The following is a 26,004-nucleotide window of genomic DNA, read 5'->3' on the forward strand; positions in this document are numbered from 1 at the left end:
CATTCATAACCGTGCCTCACGAGACCGCCACAGCCAATCCGCTCTTTCACAATCCGCTGCTCAGCAGGGACGATCTCGCAAAGGCGGTGATCGATCTCTTCAACCCGCTGCTTGGCTGTTTTTCACCCGGCGGCGCGCGTGTCCGGCTCGGAGCAACGGGGGCGATTTTCGATTTTCCTGCGGCGGAACTGGAGGGTTTTGCCCGGCCACTGTGGGGCATCGTCCCGCTTGCCGCCGGTGGTTACGATTTTTCGCACTGGGATCTCTACAGGCGTGGACTGGCCAATGGTACCAACCCGGCTCACCCCGAATATTGGGGCGACACCGCCGACCGTCATCAGCGACTGGTCGAACTGGCGGCCATAGGATTTGCGCTCGCCATGGTTCCCGAACATATCTGGGAGCCGCTCTCCGAAACGGACAAGCAGGCTGTCGCCGCCTATCTGCTGGCCGCCCGCGAGCGGGAATTCGTCGACAATAACTGGAAATTCTTCCGCGTCCTGATCGATCTCGGACTGGAAAGAGTGGGTGTGGATTTCGACCGGACCAAAACCCAGGCCTATCTCGATGAACTCGAGGCTTTCGATATCGGCAATGGCTGGTATCGAGACGGGCCGGTGCGTCGGGTCGATCATTATATTCCCTTCGCCATGCATTTTTACGGTCTGATCTATACCGTGCTGGCGAAAGGGGACGACGCGCGAAAAACACGGTTGCTGGAACGCTCGCACATCTTCGCCCGCGACATGCGCCACTGGTTCGGGCCGGACGGAGCCTCGCTCGCCTTCGGGCGCAGCCAGACCTATCGTTTTGCTGCAGGCGGCTTCTGGGGTGCTCTCGCCTTTTCAGGTTTGGAAGCGCTGCCGTGGCCGGAGATCAAGGGCTACTACATGCGCCATATCCGCTGGTGGTCGAAGCGGCCTATCGCCGATCGCGATGGCGTCCTGTCAGTTGGATACGCCTATCCGAACCTTCTGATGAGCGAGAGCTATAATTCTCCCTGTTCGCCCTATTGGGCGCTTAAATTTTTCCTGCCGCTGGCGCTGCCCGCCGATCACCCCTTCTGGGCCGCGGAAGAGGCCGAACCGCAGGAGTTTGCCGAACCGGTTCCCCTAGCAGAGCCCGGCATGGTGGCCTTTCATACGCCGGGCAACATCGTGGTCCTGTCCTCCGGGCAACAGCACGAGAGGATGCGCGGCGCGCAGGAAAAATACTCGAAATTCGTCTATTCCACCCGTTATGCCTTCAATATCGAAGCGGATGACCGGCATTTTGCCGCCGCGAGTTTCGACGGCATGCTCGGCCTTTCCGACGATGGGGTGCACTTCCGCACCCGCGAGACGATGGAAGAGGCGTTGATTGCCAAAGACTGCCTCTATTCCCGCTGGCGGCCATGGGCGGATGTCGAGATCGAGACCTGGCTCGTGCCGCAAAACCCCTGGCACATAAGGCTGCACCGCATCCGCACCCCACGCCCCTTGCAAACATCAGAAGGCGGATTTGCCATAGAGCGGGCCGATTTCAATAGCGACCGCACCGAGGCGGGCGAAGGTCGCGCCGTCTGTTACGGACAGACTGACACCAGCATCATCGCCGATCTTTCGGCCGGTATTCGGCGCGAAGGCCTATGCCATCAGGCAATCGCCAATACCAACCTTATCCACGCCAGAACCCTTGTTCCGCAATTGCGCGGCACCATCGCCTCCGGCGAAACGCTGCTGGTGACGGCGGCCATGGCACTGCCGGCTGGCAAAGAGGCCGAGGCCGCATTGGCTGCCCTTCCCGATATTCCTGATCTCGCAGGGCTGGAAAAGATGTTCAAGCGGAAAGGACGGCGCGTTCCCGCCCATGCTCTCGATGAAAACCGCGCAGGCTGACGGAGATGACCCACGACACACCGGGTGTCTCCCAGAGGCCGGATCGGCTGAACATCCTGACCTGGGAGCGGAAGCAGGAGGATATCGACAGCCCCGACCATCAGGCGCGGCTGCGCGGCCTTGAGCGCTCCGCCAACGCCGTTTTCGGGCAGGGCGTTTACATTGCCGACAAGGCCGAGGTGCATACGGACAGGTTATTGATGGGTGCGCAGTCGTGGGTCGCCGGTTATGCAATCGTGCGCGGCAATATCGAACTGGGTGAAAATGTATCGATCAATCCCTATGCCTGTCTTTCCGGCAAGGTGACGATCGGCAACGGCGTGCGTATCGCCTCACATGTCAGCATCGTCGGCTTCAACCATGGTTTCGACGACATTGAAACTCCGATCTATCGCCAACCGCTGACCTCGCTCGGGATAGAGATTGGTGACGACGTCTGGATCGGCGCCAATGCGGTTGTGCTTGATGGCGTGAAGATAGGACGCGGCGCTGTTATCGCCGCAGGCGCGGTGGTGGCGAAAAACATTCCCGCCATGGCCATTGCAGGCGGCGTTCCCGCCCGGGTTCTGCGATACCGCGGAGGAAAAGCGGCCGCACCGAAGCTGCCCGATCATCTGCTGCAGGAACTCGGCAAGGAGATTGCCGGCGACTGGCTTGCCGCCATCCGCTCCTATGGCGAAGATGGCATCTATCGTTCCGCCGATGCATCCGGACATGAGGTCGAAAGCGTCAGGCATCTGTGCGATGCGATCGAGATCGCGGCGGCCTTCGGACAGGAGGATATCGCTTTCGATGCCGGAAAAACCGTGGCCAGCCTTCAGGCCCTGCAGGATCAGGAAACCGGACTATTTTTCGCCGGTGACCGCCGCCCCTTAACGCCGCCCGAGAAGGACCCTGCCGTCCTCTACAATATTCTGGCGGTCGGATATGCGCTTGAATGTTTCGGCGCCGCGCCGAAACAGCCGGTCGCTTTCGTGGAGCATCTTCGCGCCGACGAACTCATCCTGTTGCTGGAAAAACTGCCGTGGCAAAGCCGGGCATGGCATTGCGGCGCCACCATAGACGCCATCGCCACCGCGCTTTATGTCAACAGGCGCTATTTCACATCCGGCGACAATCTCACCGTTCTCTTCGGCTGGCTGGCCATGAACGTGGAGAAAACCACCGGGCTTTGGGGTGAGCCGACCTCCACACAGGGCCTACTGCAACCGGTCAACGGCTTTTACCGGCTTACCCGCGGCTCCCATGCCCAGTTCGGCCTGCCCGTTCCCTATCCGGCAGCAGCAATAGACTCCGTCATCGCCAATTATCATGCCTATGGCGGTTTTCATGGCGAGAATTTTAATGCCTGCAACCTGCTCGATACGATCCATCCCCTTCTTCTCTGCCTGAAACAGACGGATCACCGGCAAGATGAGGCAAAGGAGATAGCCCGGGAAATTCTGCGCCGAAATGAGGGGCGCTGGCAAAGAGGCAAGGGCTTTGCCTTCGCCGAGGGGCACCCGGCCGGGCTGCAGGGCACGGAAATGTGGATGTCGGTTCTCTGGCTTTCAGCGAAGCTTCTCGGTGCAGAACAGCTCTTGCCGTTCCGACCTCGCGGCATCCATCGCTTTGAGCCTGCGGAAATCGTCCATGGCATGATTGCCCGCCCTAAATCTCCGGTATAGGTTTCCGATACTCTTTTGAAAGCTTTCAAACCGGACCGGTCGGGTAACAGATGCAACTCAGCGACTGCTATAATTTCCACGATTTTCGCCGCATGGCCAAACAGCGTCTTCCCGGACCGATCTTCAACTACATAGACGGCGCTGCCGATGACGAGGTGACGTATCGGCGAAACACGGCCGCCTTCGAAAAATGCGATCTCGTTCCCGATGTGCTGCGGGGCGTGGCCGATGTGGATATGTCGGTCACCGTCATGGGGCAGAAGCTGTCCATGCCGGTCTATTGTTCCCCGACGGCGCTGCAACGCCTTTTCCATCATCAAGGGGAACGGGCGGTTGCGGCAGCGGCGGGGAAATACGGCACGATGTTCGGCGTCTCTTCGCTCGGCACCACGAGCCTGGAAGAAGCGCGCCGGATCAGCGGCGGCCCACAGGTCTATCAGTTCTATTTCCACAAGGACCGAGGCCTCAACCGCGATATGATGGCGCGTGCCAAGAGCGCCGGTGTCGAGACGATGATGCTGACCGTCGACAGCATCACGGGCGGCAACCGCGAGCGCGACAAGCGTACCGGCTTTGCCATTCCGTTCAAGCTCAATCTTTCCGGCATCGCGCAATTCGCCATCAAGCCGGCCTGGGGCATCAATTACCTTACACATGAGCGCTTCAGCCTGCCGCAGCTCGATGACCACATCAAAATGGACGGCGGCGCTCTTTCCATCAGCCGCTATTTCACCGACATGCTCGACCCTTCGATGAACTGGGACGATGTGGCGCAGATGGTGCGCGAATGGGGCGGGCCGTTCTGCCTTAAAGGCATCATGTCGGTGGATGACGCCAGACGCGCCGTGGAAATCGGCTGCAGCGGCATTGTGCTTTCCAATCACGGCGGGCGCCAGCTCGATGGCTCCCGCAGCGCCTTCGATCAACTGGCCGAGATCGTCGATGCGGTCGGCGACCAGATCGACGTGATGATGGATGGCGGCGTGCAGCGCGGCACCCATGTTCTGAAAGCACTGTCTCTCGGCGCGAAAGCCGTGGGGCTCGGCCGCTATTACCTTTTCCCCCTTGCCGCCGCCGGGCAACCGGGCGTGGAACGGGCGCTTGAGCTGATGCGTATCGAAATCGAGCGCGGCATGAAGCTGATGGGCTGCACCTCCGTCGATCAGCTTACACGCCGAAACCTTCGGTTCCGTTGAGCAGGCAGGACGGTTACAGAAGGACTTGCGCGGAGCGCGGTCACTATCGACCACTGAAACCGCATGCCATTTCAGCCGCGTTTCGTCGCTGCTCCTGAAGCGCCATGCCGATATTCCAGACGAGCGCCAGGCACACAAGTCCACAAAAACAGGCTGAAATCAGCGACCGATGGCGTTTGGCTCCGGAGAGAAACATCCAGCCGATAATTGCATAGACCGCAAGCGCCGGCACGGCGGCAATCAGAACGGATATGGGGCCATCGCAATCGACAGCCTTCATGCCGATGGCGCGATATTCGTTCGGAGTCGCCACCAGGCCGAGGACGGCCACGGGAAACATGGCGGCTAAAACCGCATAACGGAAAAATCGGGGCGTGTCGGGCATGCCTGCTCCATAGCCGGATAATCAACTGCCGCGAACGCGGCCGGGAAATTCCACCGTACGGTCTCAGCGACCATCCATCTTGCCGATGATATCGGTTTAGCCACCATTGTCGGCGACCGGGAGAGCAGATTGCCCGCTTTTGCTGAGAAAGCCAGCCTTTTACGTTGGCAGCAATCTTGGCAAGCGAAGCAGAATGTGATTATGGTTGCATGATGCAACCATAATGGATCAACCGTGTCCCAGCAACCTGTCCCCGTAAGCGATATCCGCTCCACCTCGCGCCGGCTCGTCCGCGAACTCGGCTTCATGGGCGGAGATTTTGCCGGCACCGATCTGCCGCCCTCCGCCGTGCATGCACTGATCGAGATCGAGACATGCCCCAACATCACGGCGCGGGATCTGGGAAAGCTGCTGCGGCTTGAAAAATCGAGTGTCAGCCGCATGCTGCGCAAGCTCGTGCTTTCCGGCGATGTTCGCGAAGAAACGGATGAGGAGGATAGCCGTATCAAGCGGTTGCGTCTGACGGGGAAAGGGCAGGAGAAGGTGGGCGCCATTCACGGCTTTGCGAACCGGCAGGTCTCTGACGCCCTGACGCAGCTTACGTCGGCGGATGCCCACACGATCCTCCAAGGGCTCCGTCTTTACGCCGATGCGCTGGGAGACCGGACCGATACCGTTGCTCCCTCCATAGAGATCCAGGAGGGGTACAGGCCGGGTATCATTGCCCGTATCACGCAGATGCATGCGCTTTATTACGCCCGGACATCCGGTTTCGGCCAGCGTTTCGAATCCGTCGTGGCCGAAGGCCTCGCGGCTTTCTGCAACCGGCTCGAAAGCCCGAAGGATGCGATCTGGGTCGCAATGCGTGGACAGGAGGTCATCGGCTCCGTCGCTATCGATGGTGAAGATCTCGGAGCGGATATTGCGCATCTGCGCTGGTTCATCGTTGATGACGGCGTACGCGGTGGCGGTGTGGGACGCAGGCTGCTGGAGACTGCGTTGGCCTTCGTTGATGAAAGAGGGTTTGCCGAGACCCACCTCTGGACATTCAACGGCCTTTTGGCCGCGCGACACCTTTACGAAGCCCATGGTTTCGCATGTGTTGAGGAACATCCGGGCAGCCAATGGGGAAGCGAGGTGCTAGAACAGCGCTTCGTCCGGCCACGGCCCGAATGATCTTTCAACCGCGCGTAAACGGCCGCAATCGAAATCTTCCTGCGACCGTTTCGAAACCAGGGAACGGCGCCCGTTAAAAGGCGAGTTGAACCTTCATCGACCTGCTTCTGTCACCGGCGGCTTCAAATGCCGCAACCGCTTCTTCTAGTGGAAAGGTTCCGGTCAGCAGGGGCTTCAGGTCGACACGGCGCTGATTGATGAAATCGACGGCAAGTCCGAATTCCTCATGGAACCGGAACGTGCCCTTCATCTCGATTTCCTTGGCAACCACCATATTCTGCGGAATGGACACATCGCCGCCGAGGCCAAGCTGAACCACGGTAGAGCGGGGTTTCAGCGCTTCGAGACCCGAACGGACGGCTCTTTCATTTCCGGACGCCTCGAACTGAACGTCGAAATAACCCTTGTTCGCCGAATAGGCGGAGAGCCCATCCGGATCGCTGGCGACATTGATGACGCGGTCGGCGCCGATGGCGAGCGCCTTTTGCAGAACCGCATCCATGATGTCGGTCGCGACGATTTCCCGGGCGCCATGAGCACGGGCGGCAATGATCGCCAACGCACCGATCGGCCCACAGCCGGTGACCAGAACACGTTTGTCGGTCAATGCGCCAGCGCGGTTGACGCCGTGCAGCGTTACCGCGAAGGGTTCGGCCATGGCCGCTTCATGGATGGAGACGCCATCCCGCACCTTGTGGCACTGGTATGCTTCGGCGACGAGGCGCTGGCGGAATGCACCCTGAATATGCGGCATGGGCATGGCGGAGCCATAAAAGCGCATGTTCAGGCACTGGTTCTGCTGACCCTTCAGGCAGAATTCGCAATGGTTGCAGGGCCGGCTCGGCGATACGGCAACACGGTCGCCAACAGCCAGACCGGAAACCCCCTCTCCCAAAGCCTTGATGGTACCGGCCACCTCATGGCCAAGGATCATCGGCTCACGCACGCGCACGGTGCCGAAACCGCCGTGATTGTAATAATGCAGGTCGGAGCCGCAGATGCCGCCCGCCTCGATGGCGACCTCGACCTGTCCCGGGCCGGGCTGTTCGTCCGGCCGTTCCTCGATCCGCAGATCCTTCGCCGCGTGGATGACAACCGCTTTCATAGTCTCTCCTCCCATGAGGGTTCGGCATGGCGGCTAATGCCGCCAGGCCATTCCCCGGATTTCTCAGATATCGACCACGAGGCCCTTGGCTTTCAGCACAGCCTCGAGCTTGCTGACCTCGATCACCGACTTGCCCTGCTTGTAGGCTTCGATGTAACCGGCCTCGGCATCTTCGCGGGCCTGCGAAAGCTTGGCCGCTTCCTGCGCTTCATCGCGTCTGACAACGACGAGACCATCGGCATCACCGACGATAATATCGCCCGGATTGATGATCTCACCGCCGACGATCACCTGATCATTGACCGCGGCAATGGTCTCCTTAACCGTGCCCTTGATGCAGACGCTGAGCGAGAAGACCGGGAAACCGAGGTCTCGCAGCTGCAGCGTGTCGCGCACGCCGGTATCGGTCACCAGGCCGCCAATACCCTTTGCGAGGCAGGCATTGGCGAGAACGTCGCCGAACGAACCGGCTTCTTCATATTCGCCGGCGGAAACGACGATGATGTCGCCCGGCTTGGCATAGTTGATGGCAAGCTGCAGCATGATGTTGTCGCGCGGCGCACATTTGACCGTGAAGGCCGGACCGCAGAGCTTCATGCGATAATCGACCGGCTTCAGCCGGGATGACAATGCGCCGCGACGTCCCTGCGCCTCATGAATCGTGGCGGGAGAGAATTTGGCTAGGGCTTCGACATCCGCCTTGGCCGGACGCTGCGCGATATCTTTAATGTGGATCATGAAAACCTCCCACGTTGAAACCGTCGGCGAGAACGTCTCGCCGACCGATGATGGTGTTGAATGGATGGAATGATGGCCGAGGCTGAGCCGAAGCTCAGGGGATCGGATCGAACTTCAATTCGGAAAGAGGCACGACCTTGTCGGTGCGCGTCATCTTGTATTCGGTGTTCGGGCCAAGCCACTTGTCCCAGATGCGGTTGATCTCGCCATCCGCATCGAGCTTGCGGAGAATCTCGTTGATCTTGGCGGTCAATGCCGGATTGTCCTTGGCCATGCCAATGCCGATGGGCTGGAAGAGCATCGGCTCTTCGATCATGCGCATCTGCTTGCCCTTGGTCTTGGATTCGTTGACGAACTTGGTCATCGTCATGGTGTTGCCAACGATGCCGCGCGCCTTGCCCTGCTGCACGGCGAGATAGGCGGACGCCGTATCCTGGAACGTCAGCGGCTCGGACTTGTTGAGCTTGACGGAGAGTTCCGACGTCGAGCCCTTGCTGGAAGCGATGCGCTGGCCGACGAAATCGGACTTCTTGGTGCCGGGGTCGTCGACCGGAACGATCAGCATTTCCTTAGCCAGATAATATGGATCGCTGAACTGGATCTGTTCGGCGCGGCTCTGGGTATAGGCAAGGTTCGCTACCGAGAGATCGACGCGGCCGAGCTTGACTTCGGGAACGCGCGCTTCGACCGACACCGGCTTGATCTCAGCCTTGACGCCCAGTTCCTTGGCGATAGCGCCGCACAAATCGACGTCGAAGCCTGCCATTTCACGCGTCTTCGGGTCCGGCGAGGCGAAAGGCGGGACGTCGGCGAATGTCGCGCAACGCAGCGTCTTGTTTGCAATGATCGTATCGAGTTGATCCGCCTTGGCCGGAATGACCGCAGCCGAGGTCGCCAATACGGCGGTAAGAGTAATGCACTTCCAGTTCATTTCAGTTCTCCCTGTTATTATAGAGGTTGGGTCCTAGTGTCTCAGATCGGCAAGAAACCGCTGGGCACGCGGATGTTGCGGATTTTTGAAAAACTCGTCCGGTTTCGCGGTTTCGAGAATGCGCCCGGCATCTATGAACCAGATGCGATCGGCCACTTCGCGGGCAAAGCCCATTTCATGGGTAACGCAGAGCATGGTCATGCCTTCGGCTGCGAGGCTCTTCATGACGGCGAGCACCTCACCGACCATTTCCGGATCGAGCGCTGAGGTCGGCTCGTCGAACAGCATGACCGGCGGCTCCATGGCGAGCGCCCGCGCAATGGCGACGCGCTGCTGCTGGCCGCCGGAAAGCTGGGCGGGATAGGAACCGGCCTTGTCGGCAAGGCCGACGCGATCGAGAAGCTTCAGCGCCTTTTCATGCGCTACCGCCGGTGAAACACCCTTCACCCGGATCGGCGACATGGAGACATTTTCCACCACCGAAAGATGCGGGAAGAGGTTGAAGCTCTGGAAGACGAAACCCACCCGGCTGCGCAGCGCATTCAGCTCCTTGGCGCGCATCTGGGCATGGATGTTCCTGCCATCCAGCATGATCGAACCGCTGCTGATCTCCTCCAGACGGTTGATCGTGCGGATAAGGGTGGACTTGCCGGAACCCGACGGCCCACAGATGACCACGACCTCGCCACGGGTGACGTTTTCGTTGACATCCTTGAGCACCTGATAATCGCCATAGCTTTTGCAGACCTGCGAAAGCGTGATGGTGTAGTCCTGAGTGGCGGAAACTGGCGCGGTCATAGCTGCTCCGTAACGATATTGGCGGGGGCCGGTGCGGTGTCAACGGCAAGCTTGCCGCGCGGGCCGGCGCGCCGGCGGGCGATGCGGCGCTCGAGAAGATTGGCGACTTGGGTGAGCGACCAGCAGATGATGTAATAGACCAGCGCCAGAATGAGGAAGACCTGGAAGGGCTGGGTCAGGAGCTGGTTGTTCACCTGGTTCGCCGCAAAGGTCAGGTCAGGCACATTGATGACGTAGCCGAGGGTCGTGTCCTTGATGGTGGATACGAAGGTCGATATCAGGCTCGGAATCATGTTGTAGAGCGCCTGCGGCAGGATGATGTAACGCATCGCGCTGAAATAGCCGTGGCCGAGCGCCCGCGCCGCATCCATCTGCCCCGTGCCCAGCGATACGATGCCGGCGCGCACGACTTCGCTCATGAAAGCGCCCTGATAGATGACGAGCGTGGTCAGCATGGTGACAAAGCTCGGCACGTCGGCGCCGGTCCAGAGCGGAACGAGAAAATAGCTCCAGAGAATGAGCATCAGCAGCGGCACGCCGCGGGTGAAATAGACCAAGGCGGTGACCGGCCAGCGCAGGAGCCGCCATTTCGACAGCCGCGCCAGCGCCATCAGGATGCTGACGGGAAAGGCGAGCGCGATGCTGAGCGCCGACAGGATGAGCGTGTTGGCAAGCCCGCCGAGCGGCCCGTTGGGATATTGGCCGATGAGGAGCAGCAGCCAGTAATCCTGGATGATTGCGATCATGTCGTGGATCATGCCCGTGCCCTCCGGAGAGGATCGGCGCGCATGGAGATATAGGCTCCAAGACCCATGATCAGCAGCGAGAAGAACAGATAAAGCACGGTGGCGACCAGATAGACCTCAAACGTCCGGAAACTCAGATTCTCGACTTCCTTGACGGCATGGGTCAGTTCCGGTGCACCGATCAGAACGCCGAGACTGCTGTTCTTGAAGAGGGACGTGCTGTGATTGATCAGCGGCGGCAGCGCATTACGCACGCCCTGCGGCATGATGACGAAACGCATGGCCGAGACATAGCTATGCCCGAGCGCACGTGCGGCCTCCATCTGGCCGGGATTGATCGAACGAACGCCGGAGCGCAGATCCTCGCTGAAATATGCCGCCTGACAAAGACCGAGACCGATAATGGCGAAGATCGCTTCGGCATTATGGCTCGAAAGCCAGCTGGCCAGTCCGCTCGGCAGCAGCGTGAACACGCCGAAATACCACAGCATCAGCTGCACCAGCGTCGGCACGTTGCGGTGATAGGACACATATGCCGCCACCAGCGGATCACCGAAGCGGAAAGGCGACAGGCGGATGGCAAGCAGCACGATGGCGAGCGACATGGCAAGCAGCCATGAGCCGGCATAGATGATGAACGTCATCTGGATGCCATGCAAAAACATCGAGACGTAGTCCGCATTGTTCAGAATTGCCCAGAGGTCAAAACCGCTCACGCGACTCTTCCTCCGGCTCCACCCGCCGCAGCCATATTTTCAGCCGGCCGATTTTCAACCGTTTGGGGCTTGGCTGTCTGCAGACCGCCCATGACCTGAAGCGTCGGGGTAATTTCCATGTGGCCAATATTCATGGCCACGGGCGCTGCGATGGCAAACGCGATCGCAGCGGCGATATCGTAGGCCTGCGGCAGCTCGAAACCATCGATGAAACGTTCGCGAATGCTCGGATCATCACCATGAACATGGTTGAAGATGTCGGTTGCGACGCGGCCGGGGCAGATTTCCGTTACCCGCACGCGTTTGCCGAAAGCATCGATGCGCAGCTGGTTGGACAGCATCGCCACGCCTGCCTTGCTGGCGTGATAGGTGGAATTGCCACCGAAATTATAATTGCCGGCAATGGAGGAGATGTTGATGACATGGCCGCGATCGCGCGCCACCATGCCCGGCACCACCATGCGGCAGAGATGCAGCACGGCGCGCAGGTTGACGTCGATCAGGAGATCGATGTCACTCTCATCCGCTTCCAGAAATTTCTTCGGGCGGTCGACACCGGCATTGTTCACGAGGACATCGAACGCCACCTCACTGGTGAGCTTCGCGAGCGCCGCCCGGTCTGTCACATCTATGGCATGTGCGAAACAGCCCGTGCGCTTCGCCAGCTGGTTGAGAGCGTCCACACTTCTGGCAACCGCATGCACTTCCAGCCCTTCACGGCAAAGTCGCTCGACGACAGCGGCGCCAATTCCGGAAGATGCGCCGGTTACGAGTGCGGTCTTGTAGTCTGAGAATGGCATGTTTGTCCCCTATCGTTGAGCAAACAGTAGTGAAGCTTTCATCGCTTGCCTAAGACCGATTTTTTTTGGAGTAATAAGCAACTTGTATGGATGGCGAATGCGCCACATTCGGCGATGCGGCAACCCGGCCGATGGGGCGTACGTTGCCGATGCCAGCCACCAGCACATTCTAGACCACTGCGGTCGGCAGGTCCCGTCCCGCGAAATGTGCATCCAGATTGGCGAGAACCAGAGCGCCCATCTCAAGCCGCGTCTCATGCGTCGCAGCGCCGATATGCGGAGCGAGAACGACATTGCGCATGCCGATCAGCGCCTCGGGAACATGCGGTTCGTTCTCGAAGACATCGAGCGCTGCACCCTTCAGCCCGCCTGCCACAAGAACATCAACCAGCGCCTTTTCATCCACCAGAGACCCTCTGGCGACGTTGACGAGAACACCGTCCGGTCCCAGCGCCTCCAGCACCTCGCGGTTGATCGCGTGTTTTGTCTCCGGCGTTGCCGCCGCCGCGACAATCAGGACGTCGCAGTCCCTCGCGAGCGACATGGCCGTCGAATGATACTCATAGGCCACGTCCTGTTTCTGCCGGCTGAAATAGGAAATCTCCGCATTGAAAGCTTCCAGCCGCACCGCAATGGCGCGGCCTATGCGGCCAAGCCCGTAAATGCCGTAACGCCGCCGCGAGGCCTTGTTACCCAGCGGCATTTCGCCTCTTTTCCACTCCCCGGAGCGGACATGATGATCGGCGCGCACAAGCTGGCGCAGCAGCATGACGGAGAGACCGATGGCAAGATCGGCCACATCCTCCGTCAGCACGTCAGGCGTGTTCGTCACCCTGAAACCGCGCGCGCGGGCCTGGTCGAGATCGACCTTGTCGAAGCCGACGCCATTGATGGCAACGATTTCGAGAGCGGGCAGACAGGCGGCAAGCTCAAGGGTGAGGCCGATATGGCCGCCGGTGACGACAGCCTTTATCGACGCTGCCTCCGCCTGGAGAAACGCCTGCTTGTCGGATATTTCGTGCCAGCGATGGACCCTGAAGCGCTTTTGCAGTTCGGCTTCGATCTGCGGCTGAAGCGGATAGGTTTGCAGAAGATCGGGCTTCATGCGCGCTCCTTACCCGCGACCGACGAAAGGCATGCCGCTCGCCATCACCGTCATGGTCAGCACGTTCGCCTCGAGCGGCAGCGAGGCCATATGCACCACGGCCTTGGCAACGATGCCGGCATCGATGGTCGGTTCGATGGCGGTGCTGCCATCCGCCTGCAGCACGCCGGTTGCCATGGCGCGCGTCATTTCGGTGCTGGCATTGCCGATATCGATCTGTCCGCAGGCGATGTTGAACCGCCGGCCATCCAGCGCGGCCGATTTTGTAAGTCCGGTGATCGCATGTTTGGTCGCGGTATATGGCGCAGACCGCGGCCGCGGCGTGGTGGCGGAAATCGAGCCATTGTTGATGATGCGGCCACCCTGCGGCGACTGCGTCTTCATCTGGCGAAACGCCGCCTGGGTGCAGAGAAAAGCCCCTGTGAGGTTAGCCCCGACCACGGCATTCCAGGTTTCGAACGGCACATCTTCGATATGCACCGCCGGTGCGGACATGCCGGCATTATTGACCAGAAGATCGAGGCGACCGAAACGCCCGATGATTTCCGCAAACAGCCGCTCGACATCGGCCGGAGCGGAAATATCAGCCGCGACGGCCAGAACACAGTCTTTATGTTCGCTCCATTCGGCGGCGGCAGTGTCGAGAACCTCCCGCCGCCGGCCCGTTATCGCGACCTTGTAACCATCTTCCAGAAGCGCTTTGGCAATCGCCTTGCCGACCCCTGTTCCTCCACCCGTGACGAGCGCGATCTTTCCATCACTCATGCTGCTTTCCCCTCCAGCTCATCTTCCACATGCGCTTGAATGATTTCGGCAAAGGAGGTTTCCGCCCTGAAGCCGAGCGACAGCGCTAGTTGCGGATCGTAATCCTCGGCCCAGCCGTCGACGATCCGGATGATCCGCTCGTCGGGAACGCGTTTGATAAGCGCTACAGCCTTTTGCCCGGCAAAGGCGCGCAGCGCCTCGATTTCATCCCCAACCGTGGCCGACAGCCCCGGCATGATGAGATTGCGGCGAACGCCAAGCCCGGAGAGATCCACCGTCGCGGCGCGCAGCAGGAAGGCGACCGCCGAGCGCGGGCTGGCGAACCAGTGACGCACGGTATCGGCAACTGGCAGCACCGCTTCCTGACCCACCAGCGGTTCGCGCAGGATATTGGAGAAGAAGCCGGAGGCGGCCGCATTCGGTTTGCCGGGGCGGATGCAGATGGTGGGGAGACGGATGCTGACGCCATCAAAGAAACCGCGGCGACTATAGTCCGAAAGCAACAGCTCCACGATCGCCTTCTGCGTGCCATAGCTGGTCAATGGCGCCGTCAGGAACTCGTCGCCGATCACCTTGGGGAATGGCGAACCGAACACGGCAAGCGATGAGCAGAAGACCATGCGCGGCCGATATCCATCCTTTTCGTGCTCCAGACGAATGGCTTCGAACAGCGAGCGCCCGCCATCGAGATTGATGCGATAACCTTTCTCGAAATCCGCTTCCGCCTCGCCCGAAACCACGGCGGCGAGGTTGAAGATCACATCCGGCCGTTTTGCGATCAGCTTTTCGGCCACGCCGGCATTCGACAGATCACTGCGCTCGATGGTCAGTGCACCGCCGAAGCCTTTCGGCGCGGCCGGTTCGAAAACATCCGTCAGCGTCATTTCGGTAATCTTCGCACCATCAAGCGTTCCGTCGGAAGCGAGACGTTGTGTCAATTTGCGGCCGATCATTCCGGCCGCGCCGATTATCAGAATATGCATTATTTCACCTTTGCTTGGCCGGTGAGACCGGCTCGATTGATTGTCAATCGTCATCACCCTGAAACACGACCTCGCGGCGACGCATGATCGCGGGCATCGCCATCATGATGACGACCATGCCGGACAGCGCGAGCAGCGTTGCGCTGATCGGATGGGTGACGAATGTTGAGAAACTGCCCTGCGAAATCAGCAGCCCGAGGCGCATGTTCTGTTCCAGAAGCGGACCGAGAACGAAGCCCAAAACCAGAGGCGCCGGCTCGCAGCCGATCTTGCGCAGAAAGAAGCCGACAATGCCGAAGACCGCGCAGAACAGAACGTCCACAACGCTGTAGGAAAGCCCATAGGCCCCGATGGCGCAAAACATCAGAATGGCGGGGCACAAGAAGCGGTATGGAATGCCGAGAAGCCGAACCCAGATGCCGATCAGCGGCAGGTTCAGGACCAGGAGCAGCAGATTGCCCACCCACATGCTGGCGATCAGCCCCCAGAAGAGATCGGGCCGCGACTGCATGACCTCCGGTCCCGGGGTGATGCCCTGGATCATCATCGCCCCGACCATCAGCGCCATCAGGCCGTTGGCGGGAATGCCAAGCGTCAGGAGCGGAATGAAAGAGGTCTGCGCGCCGGCATTATTGGCGCTTTCCGGCCCCGCCAGCCCTTCGATCGCACCCTTGCCGAACCGGGATGGATCCTTGGCGATCTTGCGCTCCAGCGCGTAGCTGGCGAAAGAACTCATGATCGCACCGCCGCCGGGCAGTACGCCGAGGAAGGAGCCGAGCGCCGTGCCGCGCAGGACGGCCGGAAATGCCTGTTTGAAATCCTGTCGGGTCGGCATCAGCGATCCGGTCTTTGTCGTTCCTGCATCACGCTCCACACCCTGCTGCAGGTTAAAAAGGATTTCGCTGACACCTAGCAGCCCGATGGCCAGCACGACGAAATCGATGCCGTCGAACAGTTCCGCCATGCCGAAGGTGAAACGCTGCTCACCCGATGTCGGATCGATGCCGACGAGGCTCAGCGCAATGCCGAAGGCGACCATGCCGACCGCCTTGACCGGCGATCCGCTGGACAGGAACACGGCAAACAGAAGCCCGAAGATCACCAGACTGAAATAGTCAGCCGGCCCGAAGGCAAGCGCAATGGCGGAGAGTGGCTTTGCGACCACGACGATCAGAATGGTCGCCACCGTGCCGGCAAAAAACGACCCGAGCGCCGCAGTGGCCAGCGCCACCCCCGCCCTGCCCTGCCGGGCCATGGCATAACCATCGATGCAGGTGACGACGGATGAGGATTCGCCCGGCAGATTGACGAGGATCGCCGTAGTCGAACCGCCATATTGTGCACCATAGAAAATGCCCGCAAGCATGATCAACGCCGCCGTGTCCGGCATCGTATAGGTGATGGGCAAAAGCAGCGCGACGGTCGCGGAAGGGCCGATGCCCGGCAGGATGCCGATCATCGTGCCGAGCGTGACGCCCAGCAGACAATAGAAAAGGTTGACCGGCGTGACAGCAACACCGAAACCGAGGGCGATATTGGCAAGAAGATCGGTCATGGCAGCAGGGGTATCCTCTGTCCGAGGCCGACGACGAAAATGAGGATGCAGGCGAGGATGAGCACCGCGGAAAGCAGCAGCACCTCAACCGGCCGGATTCTGCCATAGGCGATGCAGGCGAGCAGGATCAGCACAAAAGCGGCGGCGATGAAGCCCAATGGCTCGATCAGCAGCGCAAAACCGGCAATGCCGGCCACTGCCAGAAACGGACGCATCTTCGGGGTCACCCAGGCTTCGGACGGTGTCTTTCCCAACAGATCCTGCAAGAGCAGTGCGATACCGAGCGCGAACATCAATGCCGCGATGACCGTTGGCATGTAGCCCGGCCCGGGCTGGAAATTGGTGCCCATGCTCAGCGGCCGCGCGCCGTAATAAAGCCCGGCGGCGGCCACCAGAAAGAAGACCCCGGACAGAATATTCGCCGTCAGTTTCGAGCCGTTTTTGTGTTCGGCCATGTTTTTCTCCCCTCCTCATTGAGGAATACGCCGTGCCTCCCGACACGGCGTATCCAAATATCGAATATCCGGCTCAATCCGCCCAGACGCACCCCTTCGAGCGCATCATGTCGTAACGATCCTCGATATCCATCTTGCCCTGGCGGTGCAGTCCCATCATGTGGTTCTCGTGGTCGTCGCGCTCCTGGCAGGCCTTGACGAGTTTCGCGATATCCTTCTCACGCACGACGACAACGCCGTCATCGTCGCCGCAGACGATATCGCCGGGGCTGATCAGTTCACCGCCCACCACGACCGGATGGTTGATGGTGCCGAGCGTGTCCTTGGACGTGCCCTTCATGCAAAGCCCGAGCGAGAAAACCGGAAAACCGATTTCGCGCAGCCCCTTGCCGTCACGCACCGCGGCGCTGACCACGAAGCCGACAATGCCCTTGCCGATACAGGCGGCGGCCAGCACATCGCCAAAGCCGCCCTGATTTGGATTGTCACCGCCATCGATGACCAGCACGTCGCCGGGCTTTGCGAGATTAATGGCTTCGAAAATCATCAGATTATCGCCGATATGGCATTTTGCCGTGATTGCCGGGCCGCAGATTTTCAGGCCGGGCTTGATCGGCTTGATGCGATAATCGAGAGCGCCAAGCTTGCCCTGCGCCTCGTGAATGGTTGCGGGGCTGAATTTGCTGATCGCCTCAATATCAGCCCTTGAGGGGCGCTGGAAATTGCGGATGACATGGGCCATTGGCCGGATTCCTTTCAACAGTGGGTCATGCCCGGGCCACGCACAGGCCCAAGCGTCATTTCGGTTAGTGGTGAGAGAAGCGCCGCTTATTTCGTCCAGGGCTTGCTTTTCCAGAGCTCGACCAGATTGGCGTTGCCCTTCTTGAGTGCCTCGGCAAATTCCGCCTGGGTCAGCGGCAGCATGGTCAGTTCGCGCTTTTTGGCCTCGGCAAGATAATCCGGGTCCTTCAGCGCCTTCTGGAATGCATCGACCAGCTTGGCCTCGACATCCGCCGGCAGGCCTTTCGGTGCACCAAAACCTGCAAGAAGGCTGAACTGAACGTCGTAACCGGCTTCCTTGAAGGTCGGCACATCTGGCGAGAGCGGCGAACGCTCAGTGCCTGATGTCGCCAGAACACGAAGTGCACCCGAACGATTGTCTGCAAAAACCTCGTTCAAGTTCATGAAACCGAGTGTGACGTGGTTACCGAGCATGGCGAGCCGTGCCGGTCCGCCCCCATTAAAGGGGACGAAATTGAGCTTCACGCCCGCCGCTTCCTCGAACAGCAGGGCGGTGATCTGGCTTGGATGACCGATACCCGTCACGCCAACGACGACCGGGTTCGCCTTGGCCGCTTCAACGAATTCCTTGGCTGTCTTGATCGGCGATACCTTGTTGACCGTCAACGCCAGATCGCCGCCGATCTGGTTGGCGAGCGGCGTGAAGGCGTCCTGCTTATAGCTGGCATTGCCCTGCACGATCGGCGAATACATGGAGGGGAAATTCAACGCCCCGATCGTGTATCCGTCTGGTTTCGCATTGGCGATATAGGTCGCGCCGATCAGCCCGCCAGCACCTTCGCGGTTTTCCACCACGACCGATGTGCCGAGATATTTTTCGAGATAGGGCACCAGCGCCCGCGACTGTATATCGGTGCCGCCGCCGGCCGGATAACCGATGACGAGCGTCACCGGCCGCTCCGGATATTCCGCCGCCGCCCCTCCGGCAGCCAGAACTCCCGCAGCCGCCAGCATGCCGAACAGAGATGTCTTCAAACGCATATCTTTTCCTCCCCGATATACTTTCACCGGGGAGGCTAGGAAGAAGCCATCAACAATACAAATACCGAGTTTTCAACTTACCCATACAAATCGTTTATGGGTTGAATGCCGACTCGCGTCTTGCGACGGCCCGCAACAGGTCTCGGAACAGCCTGAACGTCCGCTCGTCCACCTCCCTGTTCCTCAGCAAATGGATGGAGCGATAAATGACGGGATCGGTAATATGAGCGGCCTGAAGCTGACCGGCCTCCTGTTCCTGCTGCACCGAATTCCATGACAGAATCGTCGCGCCAATACCGGCGCTGACGGCGCGTTTGATTGTATCCTGCCCGTCGATCTCCATGGTCACGTTCAGCGTGATGCCGGCGCGGGCGGCGGCCTCGTCGATCGATACGCGCAGCGGGTTGTCCTTCGGCGGCAGGATAAGGTTGAGCCCCGCCACAGCCTCGAGCGGCATCGACCGACCGATGGGTCGGGAAGACACCGCAAAAAGGCTCTCCTTGATGATAAGATCATCGGCCTTGTCCTCCGCGCCGACCAGCGCGACAGCCATATCCACCTTGCCGAGACGAATGAGGCGCAGAGATTCGTCATTGCGCGCCTCTATCAGCCGCAGCGAAACCTTTGGCATAGAAGCGGCAACCTCACTGATGATGTTCGGTGCAAAGGCCGTGGCCCAGGAAGGAATAAGGCTCAGCCGGATCACCCGCTCATCCAGATAGGCCATGGCCCGGATTTCCGCCTCCGCCTGCCGGACCTTCTCGGTAATCTCCCGGGCATGAATAAGGAGTATTTCACCCTTCTCCGTCGCCTTCACGCCGCGCGCCAGCCTGTGCAGCACGGGGAAACCCACCAGCCGCTCCAGTTCCGTGATGTGGTGACTGAGCGCCGGCTGGGCGATCCCCAATTGCCGCGCCGCCGCCGACATGGAGCCGCAATCAGCAATCGCGACCAGATATCGCAGCCTGCGCAAATCCAACATGTCGGCTTAAACCTCCCACCGGTTCGAGATGCGATCATGACACCAAATCGCCGCCGGAGCCTAGGGCAAAAGCACCATCGAGTGGTTCCACCGCTTTTCAAAGGGGCAAGCTGCGCATGATGGGGTAAGACAAGATTCTTATGGCCAGCAACCATGGCTATTCTCCGCCTCTTCCCCATGACACGGTCTTTGCTGCGATGGGGAGCGGGATGGATCCTAAGACAGGTATTTTGCTCAAGCTGGTGGCCATGCTGGCATTCACAGTCATGTCCGCCTGCGTGAAGGGTTTGGGCGGAGCGATCCCGGTCGGCGAAGTCGTCTTCTGCCGGGGATTTTTTGCCCTCATTCCCCTCTGTCTCTGGTTCATCGCCTCATCCGAGCGGATAACCGTGCCGGCCGCCAAGAATATAGGCCGCCTGCTTGCGGGCAGCTCGGCTGGATTGGGCGGCATGTTCTTCGGCTTTCTGGCGCTCGCCTATCTGCCGCTGGTGAATGTCACGGTGCTGAGCTACACGACACCGCTTTTCACCATCATGCTGGCCGCGCTGCTTTTGCGCGAAAAAGTGCGGATATATCGCTGGTCCGCCGTGCTGACGGGCTTCATCGGCGTCTTCATCACGCTCTCACCCAACCCGGTGTTTGACGCCGTGTCAGGCCCTACCCAGATCGACAGCATTGCGATGATCGGAACGGCGCTGGCGCTGACCGGTGCGCTTTGCGCGGCCTTTTCCTCCATCGCCGTCCGCCACCTGAACAGCATCGAAAAGCCGTCGCGCATCGTGCTCATCTATACGCTGACGGGTGTCGTCGCCGGCTTCGCCACGCTTGGATTTGGATGGAAGATGCCGGATTTCAACCAGTTTCTGCTGCTCGCCGGCGGCGGGCTTGCCGGCGGCATCGGCCAGATCACCATGACGCTCAGCCTGCGCCATGCCCAGGCCTCCCTGCTGGCGCCGTTCGATTACACGACGATGATCTGGGCGATCGCCCTCGGTTATCTCTTCATGGCCGAAGTGCCGACAGGTGCGACTATCATAGGCGCTTTGACGGTCATCGCCGCCGGGCTGTTCGCCATGTGGCGCGAAAACCGGCTGACGAAACAGGCCGTCAGGGAGCCGACAAGGTAAGCTCATCGGTAAGGCGCTTTTTGTGCAGCCGCCTTTCCCGCCACAACGTGAACAAGCCGGCGGCAACCACGATCGAGGCTCCGAGAATGGTCGTCAGTGCGGGCACCTGATCCATGAAGGCATAACCAATCAATAGCGCCCAGATCATCGTCGTGTAATCGAACGGCGCCAGCAGTGAAGCCTCGGCATAACGCAGGCTCAGCGTCACCAGTATCTGCGCGATCCCGCCAATGAGACCGGTACCGATCAGCAGGGTCCATTGCCACGCGGTCGGCATTGTCCAGCCCATGCCGATACTGGCAAAACCGATGACCGTTGTGAGCAGTGTGAAATAGAAAATGATCGCACCGGTATTTTCCGTCTGCGTCAGATGCCGGATCTGGATCATCGATATCGCAGAGAAAAAAGCCGCTGCCAGACCGAACAGACCACCGAGCATGGCGACACCCGAACCGGAGGCGACATCCGAAACATCGAAGGAAAAATGCGGCGACAGGATAAGCACGATGCCGCACAGCCCGAAGACCACCGCCGTCCAGCGATAAATCCTCACGACCTCCTTCAGAAGAAAGACCGCCAGAATGACGGTAAAAAGTGGCGTGGCATAGCTGATGGCCGTCGCATCAGCGAGCGGAATGTAAGCCAGCGCCAGATAGCTGAAGACCATGCCGCCGGTTCCGGAAAAACTCCTCACCAGATGCCCGCCAATGTGGCTGGTCGCCACCTGTTTCCGAAATCCTCCCTGCACGGCCATCCACAGACAGAGCGGTAGCATGGCCACCGCCGACCTGAAAAAAACGACCTGCCCGATGGGTATTTCACCCCTGAGACCGCTGATGCAGGCGCCCATCAGCACAAGAGCGAGCGCTGCAGAGATTTTGAGGAGAATGCCTTTGCGGGAATCCATGGTTCGTTCCTTCGGACGTCTTCGAACCGTTTCACCACGCGGCGGCGGGATATCAAACCTCAAACCCGTGTCCATAGAAACTTCGTCTGACCCCATCAATCCCGCCTCCATGGTAGCTGTTGCTGATGGACAGGGTGCGGATTCCGCTCCGCTTGCCCGCCGCCGTGGGGACAAAAAAGACGTTGGAAACCAATATGGATCTGGAAAAGATCAAGAAACTGATCGAGTTTGTCGGCTCTTCGCGAGTGTCCGAATTGACCGTGAGCCAGGAGGGAACCACGGTCCGGATCATTCGCGAAAACAATGCCGTTTCACAGCACGCGACATCATCGCAGCCCCGCACCGTTCCGGTGGCGGAAGCGGCATCCACCGAGGCACCCCGCGCCGAAGAACAGGCACCTGCATCCGCCACAGCGGCACCGGCGCCCTCCGGCATCGTCGCGGCACCCTCATTCGGTCTTTTCCATCGCGCTCCGAGCCCGGGCTCGGCACCCTTCGCTGAAGCCGGAGACGAGGTTAGGGAAGGGCAGGAACTCTTCATCATCGAAGCGATGAAAGTGTTCAACACCGTGAGAGCCGAACGAAGCGGCAGGATCGCCAGATTCATCGCCAATGACGGCGAAGACGTCGAACTTGGACAGCCAGTGCTGGAGTTCGAATGATGGATGCAACACTTCCAAAGGAAGGAGCCGGGCAAAGGGCATTCGACAGCGTCCTCATCGCCAATCGCGGCGAAATCGCACTCCGCGTGCAGCGCGCCTGCCGTGAACTCGGCCTGAAGACCATCATGGTCTATTCGGAAGCGGACAAGGATGCGGATTATCTGAAGGCGGCCGATACCGCCATCTGCATCGGCCCGGCTTCTCCCGGCCAGAGCTATCTCAACGTGCCGGCTATCCTGCTTGCCATGAAGCTGACGGGCGCAGGCGCTGTTCATCCCGGTTATGGTTTTCTCTCCGAAAGGGCATCGTTTTCGGAAGCGGTTGAGGAAGCGGGTGCGGTTTTCATCGGCCCACGTGCCGACGCCATCCGCACCATGGGCGACAAGATCGCGGCAAAACGGGCGATGATGGAGGCCGGCGTGCCCTGCGTTCCCGGCCCCGATTCCGCCCTGCCGGATGACATGGCGGAGGTTTCGAAAATCGCCACTGAGATCGGCTATCCCGTCATCGTCAAGGCAGCCGGCGGCGGCGGTGGACGTGGCATGCGCGTCGTTCATGATGCCTCCACCCTTCACGACGCCGTTCTCGTTACGCGCGAAGAGGCAAGCCGCGCCTTCGGAACGCCGGAACTCTATATCGAAAAATTCCTCGAACATCCTCGCCATGTCGAAATTCAGGTTCTCTGCGATGGTCAGGGCGGCGGCGTCTGGGTTGGCCTGCGCGATTGCTCGATGCAGCGCCGGCACCAGAAAGTCGTCGAGGAAGGTCCGGCCATCGGCATCCCGCCTGATGTTGCGGCCTTTGTCGGCAATCGCTGCGTTGAAGCGTGCCGCCAGATCGGTTATCGCGGCGTCGGCACCTTCGAGTTTCTTTATGAAAACGGCGAATTCTACTTTATCGAGATGAACACCCGTCTGCAGGTCGAACATCCGGTCACGGAAATGACCTCGGGCGTGGATCTGGTGCGCCAGCAGCTTCTCGTCGCTCTCGGCTATCCGCTGGAAATTTCGCAGGAGGACATTGTCTGCGAGGGACACTCGATCGAGTGCCGTATCAATGCCGAAGATCCCTACAGTTTCATTCCCTGCCCCGGTCTGATCACGGCTCTCCACTTGCCGGGCGGCCCCGGCGTGCGGGTCGATACCCATGTAACAGCGGGCTATCGGGTTTCCGCCCATTACGATTCCCTGATCGCCAAGCTCATCGTCCATGCGCCGACGCGCGAGCAGGCGATCATGCGCATGCGCCGCGCGCTTGGCGAAATGCGCATAGAAGGCGTCTCCACCAACCTGCCGCTGCATCGGGAAATATTGGAAGACCCGGCCTTCTCCGAAGGCGGCACTGACATCCATTACCTCGAACACTGGCTTGCAGCGCGGAGTTCAAAATGAAGCGACAGTCTGTTTCGATATCCCGCTACAGCGAGCCTGGCATCATTGCCGATCTTGCCGCTTACCTTGAGCGCAACAACGTATCCGCCATCGAAATAGAGACGCCGGATGGGTCACTGAAGATCGTCGCCATGGCAGGGGGTCAGGCTCCTGCCGCACCGCGCCCCGCCGAGACGGCCAAGGCGCCGGCAAAGACCGGAGACATCCTTGCCCGCGCACCGATTGCCGGCATCTTCACCCCAGCGCATCCGCAGCGCCCCGACCGCCCGATCCAGATAGGAAAATCCGTAGTGAAGGGCGAAATCGTTGCATTCGTGACAGTCGGACCCGTGATCGTTCCGGTGATCGCCGACAAAGCCGGCACCGTCACCGAAGTGGTGGCAGAAGCCGGTGCGCTTGTCGGATATGGCTCCACCCTTCTCAAGACCGAAGCATGATGGTGACGTCAATGAGCAACCTCCCGCTGAAAACGCCCCACCTTTCCCCCGCCCATCTGGGCCTGCCGAAAATCTCGATGATCGGCAACAAGACCTTTCTGATCGAAGCGCCCGGCGAGCTGGACCTGCCTGCACAGCGGCGCATCTGGGCGCTGACACGCGCGCTGAAGGACCGCCCCGATGTGTTGGAACTCATACCCGGCATGACCAACCTCCTGATCGTGCTGCGCGGCACGCCCGATGATGCCGGGCGTTTGCAGGACGAGCTTCTCGACATCTGGCAACGCACGACCGAACTCGATCTTCTGGGCAAGACCATCGAGGTGCCGACGACCTATGGCGGCGAGCACGCCATCGACCTTGCCGCGATCTGCGATTATTCGGGTCTGCCGGACAAGGAAGTCGTGCGCCTGCACTTCGAGCAGACCTATACGGTTTTCGCCGTCGGCAGCGCGCCGGGCTTTGGTTATCTCGGCGGTCTCGATCCACGCATTTTCATGCCACGCAAGAAAGTCCCGTCGCTGCGCATGCTGAAAGGCATGGTGACGATCGGCGGTATGCAGTCTGGCATCTCGGTCCTGACCGGGCCTAATGGCTGGAATTCGCTGGGTTTCACCGAAATCACCATGTTCGACGCCACGGCTGAGCAGCCGGCGGTGCTTGCGCCCGGCGACCGGGTTCGTTTCCTTCCTGAAAGGATCGAACTATGATCCATATTCTTGCCTGCGGACCGCTGAACACCGTCCAGGATCTCGGCCGTGCGGGTTACCGCAATATCGGCATCACCGCCACGGGCGCGATGGACCCCATCGCGCTCAGGGTCGGCAATATCCTCGTCGGCAACGGCGAAGACGCCGCCGCGATTGAAATCCAGACCTTCCCTTTCCGCATCGAGTTCGAAGAGGCACTGACCTTCGCCGTGACCGGCGCAGATTGTACGGCACGGCTTGATGGTGCGGACCTGCTACCCTACTGGTGCACTCGGGCTGCAAAAGGTCAAATACTCGAGCTTTCGACACCGCAGAAGACTGCTCGTGCCTATCTCTGCCTTCAGGGCGGCATCGACGTTCCGGTGGTCATGGGATCGCGCAGCACCTCGCTTCGCGGTTCCTTCGGCGGCCACGAAGGACGCCATCTCGCCACCGGCGACAGGCTTGCCGTTCTGCCATCCGAGGCCTCGCCGCTGCCCTCAAACGGTCTTGGTGTCATGGCGCTTGCCGTTGCGATGCCGGACATGTTTCCGGTGTCCGACAATGGCGAATTGCTGCTGAGAGCCATTCCGGCCGCCGAACACGATCTTTTCGGCGAAGGCGCCGAACGTTTCTGGTCGGAGGCCTGGAAAATCACCTCACAGAGCGACCGCACCGGTTACCGGCTTGCCGGAACGCCGATGACACTTTCGGCCCCGGTGGAGCTGCGTTCTTACGGCGTCATTCCCGGTGTGGTTCAGGTGCCGCCAAGCGGCGAGCCGATCATCCAGATGAGCGACGCCAATACGGCCGGCGGTTATCCCAAGATGGCCGGCATCATCGACAGCGATCTGTGGCGGCTCGGACAGGCGCGCATCGGCAGCCGCATCCGCTTCGTGCAAGCAACGGTGCGCGAAGCGCTGGAAGTCGAACAGGCGATCGACGCCTATTTCGCAGATATCCGCAAGACCCTGCCGCTGATTACCGCCGCACTCGGCACGCTCGCAAAACGATAATCCTGAAAAACAA

Annotated in this window: 27 protein-coding genes; 10 read left to right on the top strand and 17 right to left on the bottom strand. The window is 60.2% G+C overall.

The genetic code is table 11. The annotated features are described in order from the left end of the window. Positions 1 to 11 precede the first annotated feature (11 nt). From AC5I5B_RS18895 to AC5I5B_RS18905, 3 genes are read left to right on the top strand one after another with little or no spacing between them, the layout of a single operon-like run. Positions 12 to 1,877 (top strand): DUF2264 domain-containing protein, encoded by a 1,866-nt coding sequence (locus tag AC5I5B_RS18895; protein ID WP_111834226.1) that lies wholly within the window; start codon positions 12 to 14, stop codon positions 1,875 to 1,877. 5 nt (positions 1,878 to 1,882) lie between these two features. After that, positions 1,883 to 3,544: an acyltransferase gene (locus tag AC5I5B_RS18900; protein WP_111834227.1), complete on the top strand. Its 1,662-nt coding sequence runs from the start codon at positions 1,883 to 1,885 to the stop codon at positions 3,542 to 3,544. A 50-nt stretch (positions 3,545 to 3,594) separates the two neighbouring features. After that, complete coding sequence (locus tag AC5I5B_RS18905; RefSeq protein WP_111834228.1) at positions 3,595 to 4,740, top strand: alpha-hydroxy acid oxidase; 1,146 nt, start codon at positions 3,595 to 3,597, stop codon at positions 4,738 to 4,740. A gap of 43 nt (positions 4,741 to 4,783) precedes the next feature. Here AC5I5B_RS18905 and AC5I5B_RS18910 read toward each other — a convergent pair whose 3' ends face one another. Next, positions 4,784 to 5,125, bottom strand: a complete 342-nt coding sequence (locus AC5I5B_RS18910; RefSeq protein WP_111834229.1) for a hypothetical protein — start codon at positions 5,123 to 5,125, stop codon at positions 4,784 to 4,786. 234 nt (positions 5,126 to 5,359) lie between these two features. On the opposite strand from AC5I5B_RS18910, the gene AC5I5B_RS18915 reads away from it, so the two are divergent. Continuing rightward, positions 5,360 to 6,301 carry a helix-turn-helix domain-containing GNAT family N-acetyltransferase gene (locus AC5I5B_RS18915; protein WP_111834230.1) on the top strand — a complete coding sequence of 314 codons (942 nt, stop codon included), beginning with the start codon at positions 5,360 to 5,362 and terminating at the stop codon, positions 6,299 to 6,301. 73 nt (positions 6,302 to 6,374) lie between these two features. Here AC5I5B_RS18915 and AC5I5B_RS18920 read toward each other — a convergent pair whose 3' ends face one another. The 15 genes from AC5I5B_RS18920 to AC5I5B_RS18990 all read right to left on the bottom strand — a co-directional run bounded on the left by AC5I5B_RS18920 (position 6,375) and on the right by AC5I5B_RS18990 (position 19,762). Further along, complete coding sequence (locus tag AC5I5B_RS18920; protein WP_111794791.1) at positions 6,375 to 7,406, bottom strand: L-idonate 5-dehydrogenase; 1,032 nt, start codon at positions 7,404 to 7,406, stop codon at positions 6,375 to 6,377. A 63-nt stretch (positions 7,407 to 7,469) separates the two neighbouring features. After that, on the bottom strand, positions 7,470 to 8,144 hold the full coding sequence (locus AC5I5B_RS18925) for a 4-carboxy-4-hydroxy-2-oxoadipate aldolase/oxaloacetate decarboxylase (protein WP_003505993.1): 675 nt from the start codon (positions 8,142 to 8,144) through the stop codon (positions 7,470 to 7,472). 94 nt (positions 8,145 to 8,238) lie between these two features. Further along, positions 8,239 to 9,075, bottom strand: a complete 837-nt coding sequence (locus AC5I5B_RS18930; RefSeq protein WP_003505991.1) for an ABC transporter substrate-binding protein — start codon at positions 9,073 to 9,075, stop codon at positions 8,239 to 8,241. Between the two features lie 33 nt (positions 9,076 to 9,108). Next, a complete protein-coding gene (locus AC5I5B_RS18935) occupies positions 9,109 to 9,873 on the bottom strand; it encodes an amino acid ABC transporter ATP-binding protein (RefSeq protein ID WP_003505989.1) in 765 nt (254 codons plus the stop codon). Continuing rightward, positions 9,870 to 10,631, bottom strand: a complete 762-nt coding sequence (locus AC5I5B_RS18940) for an amino acid ABC transporter permease (RefSeq protein WP_111834231.1) — start codon at positions 10,629 to 10,631, stop codon at positions 9,870 to 9,872. The genes AC5I5B_RS18935 and AC5I5B_RS18940 overlap by 4 nt, the downstream gene beginning before the upstream one ends. Continuing rightward, entirely contained in the window at positions 10,628 to 11,335 is a 708-nt protein-coding gene (locus tag AC5I5B_RS18945) for an amino acid ABC transporter permease (RefSeq protein WP_003505985.1), read from the bottom strand. Before AC5I5B_RS18945 ends, AC5I5B_RS18940 begins: the two co-directional genes overlap by 4 nt. Further along, positions 11,332 to 12,135 (bottom strand): SDR family oxidoreductase, encoded by an 804-nt coding sequence (locus AC5I5B_RS18950; protein WP_111834232.1) that lies wholly within the window; start codon positions 12,133 to 12,135, stop codon positions 11,332 to 11,334. The genes AC5I5B_RS18945 and AC5I5B_RS18950 overlap by 4 nt, the downstream gene beginning before the upstream one ends. A 169-nt stretch (positions 12,136 to 12,304) precedes the next feature. Further along, positions 12,305 to 13,240 (bottom strand): 2-hydroxyacid dehydrogenase, encoded by a 936-nt coding sequence (locus AC5I5B_RS18955; RefSeq protein ID WP_111834233.1) that lies wholly within the window; start codon positions 13,238 to 13,240, stop codon positions 12,305 to 12,307. Positions 13,241 to 13,249: 9 nt separating this feature from the next. Then, positions 13,250 to 14,005, bottom strand: coding sequence for an SDR family oxidoreductase (locus tag AC5I5B_RS18960; RefSeq protein WP_020810699.1), 756 nt, complete (start codon positions 14,003 to 14,005; stop codon positions 13,250 to 13,252). Beyond that, positions 14,002 to 14,988 carry a D-erythronate dehydrogenase gene (gene denD, locus AC5I5B_RS18965; RefSeq protein WP_111834234.1) on the bottom strand — a complete coding sequence of 329 codons (987 nt, stop codon included), beginning with the start codon at positions 14,986 to 14,988 and terminating at the stop codon, positions 14,002 to 14,004. The genes AC5I5B_RS18960 and denD overlap by 4 nt, the downstream gene beginning before the upstream one ends. Positions 14,989 to 15,031: 43 nt before the next feature. After that, positions 15,032 to 16,543: a tripartite tricarboxylate transporter permease gene (locus AC5I5B_RS18970; protein ID WP_020810701.1), complete on the bottom strand. Its 1,512-nt coding sequence runs from the start codon at positions 16,541 to 16,543 to the stop codon at positions 15,032 to 15,034. Then, positions 16,540 to 16,998 carry a tripartite tricarboxylate transporter TctB family protein gene (locus AC5I5B_RS18975; protein WP_111794795.1) on the bottom strand — a complete coding sequence of 153 codons (459 nt, stop codon included), beginning with the start codon at positions 16,996 to 16,998 and terminating at the stop codon, positions 16,540 to 16,542. The genes AC5I5B_RS18970 and AC5I5B_RS18975 overlap by 4 nt, the downstream gene beginning before the upstream one ends. Positions 16,999 to 17,071: 73 nt before the next feature. Then, positions 17,072 to 17,740 carry a 4-carboxy-4-hydroxy-2-oxoadipate aldolase/oxaloacetate decarboxylase gene (locus AC5I5B_RS18980; protein ID WP_107676680.1) on the bottom strand — a complete coding sequence of 223 codons (669 nt, stop codon included), beginning with the start codon at positions 17,738 to 17,740 and terminating at the stop codon, positions 17,072 to 17,074. 86 nt (positions 17,741 to 17,826) lie between these two features. Then, positions 17,827 to 18,780 carry a tripartite tricarboxylate transporter substrate binding protein gene (locus AC5I5B_RS18985; RefSeq protein WP_111834235.1) on the bottom strand — a complete coding sequence of 318 codons (954 nt, stop codon included), beginning with the start codon at positions 18,778 to 18,780 and terminating at the stop codon, positions 17,827 to 17,829. Positions 18,781 to 18,874: 94 nt separating this feature from the next. Further along, complete coding sequence (locus tag AC5I5B_RS18990; protein ID WP_020810704.1) at positions 18,875 to 19,762, bottom strand: LysR family transcriptional regulator; 888 nt, start codon at positions 19,760 to 19,762, stop codon at positions 18,875 to 18,877. 209 nt (positions 19,763 to 19,971) lie between these two features. Between AC5I5B_RS18990 and AC5I5B_RS18995 the strand changes: the two genes are divergently transcribed. Next, a complete protein-coding gene (locus AC5I5B_RS18995) occupies positions 19,972 to 20,889 on the top strand; it encodes a DMT family transporter (protein WP_003505963.1) in 918 nt (305 codons plus the stop codon). Here the strand turns inward: AC5I5B_RS18995 and AC5I5B_RS19000 are convergent. Next, positions 20,870 to 21,796 carry a DMT family transporter gene (locus AC5I5B_RS19000; protein ID WP_111834236.1) on the bottom strand — a complete coding sequence of 309 codons (927 nt, stop codon included), beginning with the start codon at positions 21,794 to 21,796 and terminating at the stop codon, positions 20,870 to 20,872. The two genes, AC5I5B_RS18995 and AC5I5B_RS19000, sit on opposite strands and share 20 nt — an antisense overlap. A gap of 194 nt (positions 21,797 to 21,990) precedes the next feature. On the opposite strand from AC5I5B_RS19000, the gene accB reads away from it, so the two are divergent. Genes accB through AC5I5B_RS19025 form a run of 5 tightly spaced genes read left to right on the top strand, consistent with a single transcriptional unit; the run spans position 21,991 to position 25,991 of the window. Beyond that, positions 21,991 to 22,458, top strand: coding sequence for an acetyl-CoA carboxylase biotin carboxyl carrier protein (gene accB / locus AC5I5B_RS19005; protein ID WP_003505959.1), 468 nt, complete (start codon positions 21,991 to 21,993; stop codon positions 22,456 to 22,458). Continuing rightward, positions 22,455 to 23,849: an acetyl-CoA carboxylase biotin carboxylase subunit gene (gene accC / locus AC5I5B_RS19010; RefSeq protein WP_111834237.1), complete on the top strand. Its 1,395-nt coding sequence runs from the start codon at positions 22,455 to 22,457 to the stop codon at positions 23,847 to 23,849. The genes accB and accC overlap by 4 nt, the downstream gene beginning before the upstream one ends. Next, complete coding sequence (locus AC5I5B_RS19015) at positions 23,846 to 24,286, top strand: acetyl-CoA carboxylase biotin carboxyl carrier protein (protein ID WP_111834238.1); 441 nt, start codon at positions 23,846 to 23,848, stop codon at positions 24,284 to 24,286. Before accC ends, AC5I5B_RS19015 begins: the two co-directional genes overlap by 4 nt. Next, entirely contained in the window at positions 24,283 to 24,996 is a 714-nt protein-coding gene (gene pxpB / locus AC5I5B_RS19020; RefSeq protein ID WP_111834239.1) for a 5-oxoprolinase subunit PxpB, read from the top strand. The genes AC5I5B_RS19015 and pxpB overlap by 4 nt, the downstream gene beginning before the upstream one ends. Next, on the top strand, positions 24,993 to 25,991 hold the full coding sequence (locus tag AC5I5B_RS19025) for a 5-oxoprolinase subunit C family protein (protein ID WP_111834240.1): 999 nt from the start codon (positions 24,993 to 24,995) through the stop codon (positions 25,989 to 25,991). Before pxpB ends, AC5I5B_RS19025 begins: the two co-directional genes overlap by 4 nt. The last annotated feature ends 13 nt before the right edge of the window (positions 25,992 to 26,004 follow it).

The sequence above is a fragment of the Agrobacterium sp. genome (assembly GCF_059499945.1).

Coding starts and splice junctions, on each gene's coding strand:
- AC5I5B_RS18900 (WP_111834227.1), top strand. CDS start 1,883: ATGACCCACGACACACCGGGTGTCTCCCAGAGGCCGGATCGGCTGAAC.
- AC5I5B_RS18905 (WP_111834228.1), top strand. CDS start 3,595: ATGCAACTCAGCGACTGCTATAATTTCCACGATTTTCGCCGCATGGCC.
- AC5I5B_RS18910 (WP_111834229.1), bottom strand. CDS start 5,125: ATGCCCGACACGCCCCGATTTTTCCGTTATGCGGTTTTAGCCGCCATG.
- AC5I5B_RS18920 (WP_111794791.1), bottom strand. CDS start 7,406: ATGAAAGCGGTTGTCATCCACGCGGCGAAGGATCTGCGGATCGAGGAA.
- AC5I5B_RS18925 (WP_003505993.1), bottom strand. CDS start 8,144: ATGATCCACATTAAAGATATCGCGCAGCGTCCGGCCAAGGCGGATGTC.
- AC5I5B_RS18930 (WP_003505991.1), bottom strand. CDS start 9,075: ATGAACTGGAAGTGCATTACTCTTACCGCCGTATTGGCGACCTCGGCT.
- AC5I5B_RS18935 (WP_003505989.1), bottom strand. CDS start 9,873: ATGACCGCGCCAGTTTCCGCCACTCAGGACTACACCATCACGCTTTCG.
- AC5I5B_RS18940 (WP_111834231.1), bottom strand. CDS start 10,631: ATGATCCACGACATGATCGCAATCATCCAGGATTACTGGCTGCTGCTC.
- AC5I5B_RS18950 (WP_111834232.1), bottom strand. CDS start 12,135: ATGCCATTCTCAGACTACAAGACCGCACTCGTAACCGGCGCATCTTCC.
- AC5I5B_RS18955 (WP_111834233.1), bottom strand. CDS start 13,240: ATGAAGCCCGATCTTCTGCAAACCTATCCGCTTCAGCCGCAGATCGAA.
- AC5I5B_RS18960 (WP_020810699.1), bottom strand. CDS start 14,005: ATGAGTGATGGAAAGATCGCGCTCGTCACGGGTGGAGGAACAGGGGTC.
- denD (WP_111834234.1), bottom strand. CDS start 14,988: ATGCATATTCTGATAATCGGCGCGGCCGGAATGATCGGCCGCAAATTG.
- AC5I5B_RS18970 (WP_020810701.1), bottom strand. CDS start 16,543: ATGACCGATCTTCTTGCCAATATCGCCCTCGGTTTCGGTGTTGCTGTC.
- AC5I5B_RS18975 (WP_111794795.1), bottom strand. CDS start 16,998: ATGGCCGAACACAAAAACGGCTCGAAACTGACGGCGAATATTCTGTCC.
- AC5I5B_RS18980 (WP_107676680.1), bottom strand. CDS start 17,740: ATGGCCCATGTCATCCGCAATTTCCAGCGCCCCTCAAGGGCTGATATT.
- AC5I5B_RS18985 (WP_111834235.1), bottom strand. CDS start 18,780: ATGCGTTTGAAGACATCTCTGTTCGGCATGCTGGCGGCTGCGGGAGTT.
- AC5I5B_RS18990 (WP_020810704.1), bottom strand. CDS start 19,762: ATGTTGGATTTGCGCAGGCTGCGATATCTGGTCGCGATTGCTGATTGC.
- AC5I5B_RS18995 (WP_003505963.1), top strand. CDS start 19,972: ATGGATCCTAAGACAGGTATTTTGCTCAAGCTGGTGGCCATGCTGGCA.
- AC5I5B_RS19000 (WP_111834236.1), bottom strand. CDS start 21,796: ATGGATTCCCGCAAAGGCATTCTCCTCAAAATCTCTGCAGCGCTCGCT.
- accB (WP_003505959.1), top strand. CDS start 21,991: ATGGATCTGGAAAAGATCAAGAAACTGATCGAGTTTGTCGGCTCTTCG.
- accC (WP_111834237.1), top strand. CDS start 22,455: ATGATGGATGCAACACTTCCAAAGGAAGGAGCCGGGCAAAGGGCATTC.
- AC5I5B_RS19015 (WP_111834238.1), top strand. CDS start 23,846: ATGAAGCGACAGTCTGTTTCGATATCCCGCTACAGCGAGCCTGGCATC.
- pxpB (WP_111834239.1), top strand. CDS start 24,283: ATGATGGTGACGTCAATGAGCAACCTCCCGCTGAAAACGCCCCACCTT.
- AC5I5B_RS19025 (WP_111834240.1), top strand. CDS start 24,993: ATGATCCATATTCTTGCCTGCGGACCGCTGAACACCGTCCAGGATCTC.